The sequence below is a fragment of the Streptomyces sp. PA03-6a genome (assembly GCF_033792765.1).
In the GTDB taxonomy this organism is placed as follows: domain Bacteria; phylum Actinomycetota; class Actinomycetes; order Streptomycetales; family Streptomycetaceae; genus Actinacidiphila.
In genome coordinates, this window is record NZ_JARAVK010000403.1 from 1 (window position 1) to 5,424 (window position 5,424).

Genomic DNA, 5,424 nt, shown 5'->3' on the forward strand with positions numbered 1-5,424 from the left:
CATCAGGGCTTGCTTGAGCCGTGTGCTCGGACAACGGGCCCGCACGGTTCTGAGGGGGGACCGCCGCAGCAATGTGGCGGTCCTACCCGACCAGGCCGCAAAGAACGAGTGCGGCCTGGACCACTACCAGGTCCGCCGCTACGACGCCTGGTACCGGCACATCACCCTGTCCATGGCCGCCCTCGCCGCACTGACCGCCGTCCGCGCACAGGAACTGTCAAAGGGGGCAACGATCTTGGACAAACCCGCCTGATACCCCTATCCGTCGCGGAGATCCGCCGCCTGATCGGACTGCTCCTCCACCCACAACACCTCACCCCGACGCACCATCTGCACTGGTCATGGTGGAGACGGCTCAGCCAGACACGCGCTCGCCGCAGTCACTACAAACGCCGAGGCCAGACCCCCTAACTGTGATTGCAGTATTAGCCAGGCAGGTGGGCGGTCGGCAACGGCAGCAATGGCTTCGTCGAGGTCTACGACACGCTCCATACGGCGATCATCGCCTACGGGTCCGGGTCTACGCCCCAGTGGTGCGATGCAAGGGGCGGGGGCCTGGACGCGTGGCCGGGCGCCCCCGGGCGAGCCGGCGCGTCATAACGCCGATCATGGCCCAGCGGATCATTGTCTCGGCGTGCGCGGGATGGTGCTCATAGTCGCGGGCCAGCCGGCGGTGGGCGGTCAGCCATGAAAAGGTCCGCTCGATCGCCCACCGCTTGGGCTGGACCTGGAAGCCACGCTGCTCAGGGTCCTTGCGGACGATCTCCAGCTCGCGGCCGAGGATCTGGGCCGTCCAGTCGACCAGACGTCCGGCGAAGCCCTGGTCCGCCCAGACCTTCCGCATGGACGGATGGTTCAGACGCGCCCACAGCAACGGGCGCTTGGCTCCGTCGCGGTCCTGGACACTCGCGGCCATGACGTGCACTGCCAGCAACAGACCCAGTGTGTCGGTGACCAGGAACCGCTTGCGTCCCTTGACCTTTTTGCCCGCGTCGAAGCCCCGAGTTGCCGCCGGGACCGTGTCGGCAGTGCGGACCGACTGCGAGTCGATCAGGCCAGCGCTCGGCTCCTCGCTCCGCCCTGCGGCCCGGCGGACCTGGGCCCGCAGGACGTCATGGACGCAGATGACGGTGCCCTCGTCGTGCCAGCGCACGAAGTACCAGTACACGGTCTGCCAGGGCGGGAAATCGTGCGGCAGCTGCCGCCAGGCGCAGCCGGTCCGCACCACGTAGACAGATCGCATCCACGATCTGTCTACGTGGGTGCTTCTCCCGCCGCCCGCCCTTCGGCCCCGTTCGCGGTGGCGGAAGCAGCGGCTCCACCAGCGCCCACTGCTCATCGGTCAGGTCCGACGGATACCCCCCGGCACCGGGCACGGCAGGCTCAACGACCACCTCCGCCACGGGACACGGCAGATCTCAAACGGTCTGAGTCTGCGTGTTCTCCGGCCGGAAAACGCGTACTGGCGTGCCGGAATCGAGGCTGCTACCCGCTACGTGAAAGAGAACGGGGATCTGAAAGTCCCGTACGCGTTCACGACTCCAGAGGACTGGGACCCCGCCGCTTTCCCGCTGGGGACGTGGATTGCGGACCAGCGAAAGGTTTTCAACGCGGGTGAGATCAGCTTCTCAGGGAAACCCCTTACGTTTCGCGACACCGGGTCGGCGGAAGGCTGCTCCGGCGTCTTGTAAGAGGCGGTAAACGCCCCCGTATGAGCGGCCCGCCTCATCAGCCAGTGCACGAATGGAGGCTCCCGCTTCGTACTTGCGCTTCATTTCCTCACCAACTTGGCACCGCTCTAAACCTATCAAGCGGATTGCGTTTTTGCGGGTCATCAGCAAGCGCCTCCAATCAGCAGCCATACAGGCTTTACAGAATTGCACCGCTGCGTTATACAGCATTGGGGATCCTGTCGCTCCCAGGGGGGGGAGGGGGATGCGACAGGATCCCTTCCACAATAGCAAGATTCGACGCGCGGAAAGCCGTCCAGCTATCAACTAACCATCTGCGGCCGGTCCGGTATCTCGCATTGCCTTATCCAGGCAAACATCTTAACTTCCCCACAAGATAGAACTTTGACGCCATTTTTCTGCATGGGCGCGCCCGTTCGCATGCTGCCCACGAGGAAAGCCGCGTAGGCACGCTCCAGCGTGCCTACGCGGTCAGGCTTTTTCCGCTAACTCCTCTTCCGGTCTCCGATGTCGAACTAACATCCCAGGGTTGGATCTTTCACGCGAGGAGGATGGCAGTGACATTTTCCCAGCCCGGCGTGGGTACATGCGCCACTGAAGTCGCCTACAAGAGGGGGTATGGCAATCCTCCAGAGCTCCGTGAGGTCATAGCCCGAGCACACATCACTCGTCTCTGGTGGACCATTGCCATCGCGGTCTTCGACCACTTGACGGTTCCGGTGCTCATACTGGCCGCCACATCGACCGTGGTCCGCAATGCTGGTTGGCTGGCGCTCGCTGCTGCAGTCGTCGTCGCAGCACTGGCGGCGGCACGTCAGTTGCGTGCTTTAGAGTGCCTTGTCCACGAGGCATCCCACTTCAACTGGAGTCGACGGTATCGAAAACTGGGCGATGTCCTTGCGACACTGCTGGCCGGGGTCCCCACCGGTGCCCGGATAGCCGATTATCGGGCGAGTCACCTGGTTCATCACGGCCGTTTCGGAACGCTCTCAGATCCTGATCGTCAGCGGTACGAGGAACTCGGCCTGGAGGATCTGAACCGTTCCGGGACCGCTGCTTTTGTTCTCGGTCTGCTGCAGAAGTTCGGCCCCTACCAGGGCGGCTGGCTGGCTACCCTGGGCTCTGCCCCTGTCGCTGCGGCTCTCCCACTCTCATGGTGCGCCCTCGTGATCGTTCTGCCGGGGTGGCTGATGGAGGGATGGGTCTGGGCAGGCGTCGCTGGGCTGGCGTGGCTCGTTACGCACCTGGTGGCGCTGCCGATTTTGCGCTTCGTGGGTGAGAGCAGCGAGCACGTCTATCGCGAGGTTGATACGGTTTTCGCTGCTACTGTCAGTAATCTTGGTCTGCTGCAGCGGACGCTGATTCACCCCCATGGCGACGGCTATCATACGATCCACCACTTGTGGCCCGGGGTTCCCCATCATCAGTTGGCGCGACTGCACCGGATCTTGCTGGCCCAGAATGCGGAGTACCGCAGCAATCTCAGGTACCGTACCCGGGTTCTGGAGCGCCCGCGTACGGGATGGGCCAAGAGCGAGGCACGTTCGGACGCTCGTATCGAAACAGGCAGGGCTGCATGACGACACTTGAAATCGACCAGTCCGTTCTGGAGCAGTACGCTGACGTCACTGTTGCTCTTGTAGCTGCCTATCGTGTGGACGACGACGGCACCTGGGTTGAGGCGGAGACCGCCCTGGCCGACTTGGAAGCAAAGGCCGCCGCCGGGGCATGGATTCCGCAGGGGCAGACCGATGCCCGTATCCCCACATGGCACTCCGTCTGTCGCAGCTTTGGGTCCAATCCCCGCAGGATCAGCCCAAGCGTCAACGCCTTGTTTCGGCGGCTGACCCGCACGAGGCGATTTCGATGTGTGGATGGGCCCGTGGACGCCTATAACTCCGTACCGGTTCAGCACGTGCTGCCTGTCAGCGCTTTCAACCTGGAAACGTTGCATGGCGAGATCCTTCTCCGTGTGGCGGGGGAAAAAGACCTCTTCATTCTCCTTGGGAAGCCGGAAGCGGCCGAACGGCCCGGGCCGAGGGAAAAGGTCTATGCGGACAGCACCTCAGTTCTGACCTGGCACTGTAACCACCGAGATGCCGAGTCTCTGACCGAGCCCCCCACCTCCCGTGCCGCACAGGTCTGCTGGCATCTGCTGAACCCTGCCCATGTGATGTCCACGCCTGTGCAGAGCGAGGGCTGAAGGCGTGGCGACCTCATACCTGGCTGGCCTGGCCCTCGGCTTGGCTCTCATCGTGCCCATCGGCCCTCAGAACGTGTTCGTGGTTGGTCAAAGCCTCTCCGTGGGCTGGCCTCGGGCGGGCTGGTCCGTGGTGGCCGCGAGCTGCTGCGACTCCCTGCTCATCCTGGCCGGGGCCGCCGGAGTTTCTGGGCTGCTTACTGGATTTCCGGCCCTACGCGGAGTGCTGCTCCTCGGCGGGGCCACATTCCTGGGATATCTGGGGGTTCAGGCTTGGCGCAGCAGCGCGATGGCGCTGAGGCTGGAGGCCGGCGAGGTGCTCAACACCCGCATAATGATCCGCCGCACCGTCGTAGTCTCGCTTCTCAACCCGCACGCGATCCTCGACACCGTCGGGGTCATCGGCGCCGCAGTTGCCGCGCAACCAGAGACATCGCGCGCAGTGTTCGCCGGTGGCACTGTCAGCGCCTCCTGGCTCTGGTTCCTCCTGCTCGCGGCTGGAGCCGCTGCCGCGCGCCGTTTCCTGACTCCGCGCAGGGCACTGTGGTTCGAACGGGTATCCGGTTCGATCATGATCCTTTTCGGAGTAGTCCTGCTACGTGAGTTCATCGAGCTCACCATGAGCTGACCGAGGCACAGGAGCAGGCGCAGAGGTGATGCGTTCTCAATTTCTCCCAGCCCTGCTCGGTGAGCACGACGTACTGCGCGCGCCGGTCGGACTCGCTATCTCGCGGCGGACCAGGCCGGCGGTCTCCATGCGGCTGACCTGCTGGGACACCCGGTTCTTGTAATGCAGGGTGGCGCGTACCAGGTCGCTCATCCGCATCCGGCGCCCGGGGGATTCCGAGAGATGGGCCAGGATCTCGTAGTCGCTGTACCTGAGACCGAACGGCTGCAGCTCGCGATCGAGCCGGTGGGTCAGCAGCTTGCCGACCTCCAAGTGGATACGCCAGCTGTGCTGTTCGTCAGCGGTCAGCCAGCGAGTACCGTTCCGTGTCTCCATGGCCTGAATATACCCAGACAGTTGAAATGCCCACTGTCAAAACGGAGACCTTCCGGCCTGCAGCAAGGGCAGCACTGCCCGATCAGCTACGGGAACCGGTGTCTATCGGGCAGCCGGCTCACGGCATCGCCGCGTGGCGCTGCTGACGGTAGGGCCTGCCTGATCGCCGGGCCCTCTGCATGGGCTGGTTCTGTGCCCTTGTCGAGCTTTGCCGGGTGGTTCAGGATCAGTGGGGGAAGTTGTTGATGGATCACGTATTGGGGGGGATCGTGTCAACGGGAACGAGTGGGAAATATTGGCAGGGCAAGGCGCTGCCGAGTGTGTTCAAGCATGAGTTGCTGGGCCGGTACATCCCGCCGTTCGGGGGGATGACGGGTACGCAGTCGCGCGATGGGCGTGTGGTCTACCTGGATGGGTACGCGGGTGAGGGTCGCTACGAGAACGGGGAGCCAGGGTCGGCGGAGATTGCGCTGCGGGTGGCGGCGCATCACCGGTCGGTGGGGCTGAACCTGTCCTGCTTCTTTGTGGAG

6 protein-coding genes and 3 pseudogenes are annotated in these 5,424 nt (G+C 63.9%); 6 read left to right on the plus strand and 3 right to left on the minus strand.

Translation table 11 applies throughout. The features are described 5' to 3' along the window. Positions 1-91: 91 nt before the first annotated feature. Positions 92-253 (plus strand): annotated as a pseudogene (locus PV350_RS44120) (IS701 family transposase); the annotation flags it as partial. A gap of 267 nt (positions 254-520) precedes the next feature. Here the strand turns inward: PV350_RS44120 and PV350_RS44125 are convergent. Then, positions 521-1,415 (minus strand): IS5 family transposase gene (locus tag PV350_RS44125; protein WP_500339012.1). Its coding sequence is split into 2 segments (ribosomal slippage): positions 521-1,234 and positions 1,236-1,415, totalling 894 coding nucleotides; the frame shifts between segments, so codons are not numbered across the junction. 18 nt (positions 1,416-1,433) lie between these two features. Here PV350_RS44125 and PV350_RS44130 point away from each other — a divergent pair. Beyond that, positions 1,434-1,691: a helicase associated domain-containing protein gene (locus PV350_RS44130; RefSeq protein ID WP_500339013.1), complete on the plus strand. Its 258-nt coding sequence runs from the start codon at positions 1,434-1,436 to the stop codon at positions 1,689-1,691. On the opposite strand, the gene PV350_RS44135 is transcribed toward PV350_RS44130, so the two are convergent. Then, positions 1,629-1,901: a helix-turn-helix domain-containing protein gene (locus tag PV350_RS44135; protein WP_500339005.1), complete on the minus strand. Its 273-nt coding sequence runs from the start codon at positions 1,899-1,901 to the stop codon at positions 1,629-1,631. The genes PV350_RS44130 and PV350_RS44135 overlap by 63 nt on opposite strands. A 347-nt stretch (positions 1,902-2,248) precedes the next feature. Here PV350_RS44135 and PV350_RS44140 point away from each other — a divergent pair, with 347 nt between their 5' ends. Genes PV350_RS44140 through PV350_RS44150 form a run of 3 tightly spaced genes read left to right on the plus strand, consistent with a single transcriptional unit; the run spans position 2,249 to position 4,519 of the window. After that, on the plus strand, positions 2,249-3,271 hold the full coding sequence (locus PV350_RS44140; RefSeq protein ID WP_500339007.1) for a fatty acid desaturase: 1,023 nt from the start codon (positions 2,249-2,251) through the stop codon (positions 3,269-3,271). Then, positions 3,268-3,894: a phenylalanine--tRNA ligase beta subunit-related protein gene (locus PV350_RS44145; protein ID WP_500339009.1), complete on the plus strand. Its 627-nt coding sequence runs from the start codon at positions 3,268-3,270 to the stop codon at positions 3,892-3,894. The genes PV350_RS44140 and PV350_RS44145 overlap by 4 nt, the downstream gene beginning before the upstream one ends. Before the next feature lie 4 nt (positions 3,895-3,898). Further along, positions 3,899-4,519 carry a LysE/ArgO family amino acid transporter gene (locus PV350_RS44150; protein ID WP_500339011.1) on the plus strand — a complete coding sequence of 207 codons (621 nt, stop codon included), beginning with the start codon at positions 3,899-3,901 and terminating at the stop codon, positions 4,517-4,519. A 16-nt stretch (positions 4,520-4,535) separates the two neighbouring features. Here the strand turns inward: PV350_RS44150 and PV350_RS44155 are convergent. After that, positions 4,536-4,894: pseudogene (locus PV350_RS44155) on the minus strand (MarR family winged helix-turn-helix transcriptional regulator); the annotation flags it as partial. 245 nt (positions 4,895-5,139) lie between these two features. Here PV350_RS44155 and PV350_RS44160 point away from each other — a divergent pair. Next, positions 5,140-5,424: pseudogene (locus tag PV350_RS44160) on the plus strand (hypothetical protein); the annotation flags it as partial.